Source organism: Pseudonocardia nigra (genome assembly GCF_019396355.1).
GTDB classification, from domain to species: Bacteria; Actinomycetota; Actinomycetes; order Mycobacteriales; family Pseudonocardiaceae; genus Pseudonocardia; species Pseudonocardia nigra.
This window is the reverse complement of record NZ_JAHKRK010000442.1, coordinates 1-1,611: the sequence shown is the minus strand read 5'-3', so window position 1 is coordinate 1,611 and position 1,611 is coordinate 1. Positions and strand designations below refer to the sequence as shown.

Genomic DNA, 1,611 nt, shown 5'->3' with positions numbered 1-1,611 from the left:
TTGCAGCAAAGAGGGGGATGGCCCTGCGGGCCGCTCCCGGGTGGATGAGAATCGCTGCGTGCGCCGTCCGCTGACGTCGTTGTGGTTTGGCCCTGGGTGGCCGTAGCAAAGATTGACGCTGGAGTCCTCACCTGCGGGTGTCCCCCGGTTGCTGCTGTGAGCGCGTGTATCAGTCTCTTAGATCATGTGTGGGGCTCTGCGGGCGGCGCGCGTGTCGGATGGTCGTGCGGGCAGGGGTAGGTGGGTCATGCAGGTCCTGTATCAGAGGTGCGCCGCGGTGGATGTGGGCAAGGACGTGATCGCGGTGGCGGTGCGGTTGCCGGGTGATGGGCTGGATGGGCGGCAGACGGTCAAGCGCACGTTCAAGGCCTTCTATGGGGTGCTCAAGCAGGCCGCGCGGTGGCTGACCGAGCAGGGGGTGACGCATGTGGCGATGGAGGCCACCGGCGTGTACTCGATGCCGGTGTATCACGCGCTGGTCGAGCATGGCCGGTTCGAGCGGGTGTTGGTGTGCAACACCCGGCATGTGCAGAACGTGCCGGGTCGCAAGACCGACCTGTCCGACGCGGAGTGGCTGGCGCAGTTGCTGGAGTGCGGGTTGGTGCGGGGCAGTTTCATCCCACCCGCCGAGATCAAGGCCGCCCGTGATGTGCTGCGCTACCGCACCAAGCTGGTGGAGTCGCACACCTCGGAGTTGCAGCGGCTGGGCAATGTCCTGCAGGACGCCGGCATCAAGATCGACTCGGTGGCGTCCAGTCTGACCACCAAGTCCGCTCGGGTGATGGTGGAAGCCCTCATCGATGGCGAGCGCCGCCCCGGGGTGCTGGCCGACCTGGCCCGGGGCCGGATGCGCGCCAAGATCGGGGACCTGGCCGTGGCGGTGGAGGGCCGCTTCGACGCCCACCACGCCCTGATGTGCCGGCTGCACCTGCAGCACCTCGACCAACTGGAAGCGATGATCACCAAGCTTGATGGCCAGGTCGAGGAGATGATGCAGCCCTTTCGCGCCCAGCGGGACCTGCTGAAGAGCATCCCCGGGATCGGCGAGCTGGCCTCGGCTGCGGTCATCTCCGAGATCGGGGTTGAGCTCAGCGACTACTTCCCGACCGCCCAGCACCTGGGGTCCTGGACCGGGCTGTGCCCGGGTAACCACGAGTCGGCAGGTAAGCGGTACCGCGGGCACCGCCGTAAGGGCAACCAGCACCTGCAACCAGTGCTGGTCGAGTGCGCCTGGGCCGCGGTCCGCACCGACGGCTACCTGCGTGAGTTCTACCGCCGCAGCGTCCTGAAGTTCGGCGGGTGGCGCAGCCCCGCGGCGAAGAAGAAAGCGATCATCGCCGTCGCACACAAGCTCGCCGTGATCATCTGGTACGTCCTGGCCACCGGCCGCCCCTACCACGACCTCGGCGCCGACTACTTCGCCGCCCGCCTCGACCCCGCGATCGAAACCCGCCGGCTCGTGGCCAAGCTCCAAGCGCTCGGCCACACCGTCACTCTCGACCCCGCGGCCTAACCCAACACCGAAAAGAACCCGGCACCGCTGCGTGCCGGGTACCTTCACGCGCCCGGGTCACCTCGATTCACGTATCAGCCACCTTCCCGCAACCACGT

The 1,611-nt window shown here is 67.5% G+C and carries 1 protein-coding gene; it reads left to right on the top strand.

Annotation, left to right across the window (positions count from 1 at the left end; genetic code table 11):
* Window positions 1–247 precede the first annotated feature (247 nt).
* On the top strand, window positions 248–1,513 hold the full coding sequence (locus KME75_RS41410) for an IS110 family RNA-guided transposase (RefSeq protein WP_219420445.1): 1,266 nt from the start codon (window positions 248–250) through the stop codon (window positions 1,511–1,513).
* Window positions 1,514–1,611: the final 98 nt, after the last annotated feature.

Excerpts from the sequence above, each read along its gene's own strand:
- KME75_RS41410 (WP_219420445.1), top strand. The coding sequence starts at position 248 with ATGCAGGTCCTGTATCAGAGGTGCGCCGCGGTGGATGTGGGCAAGGAC.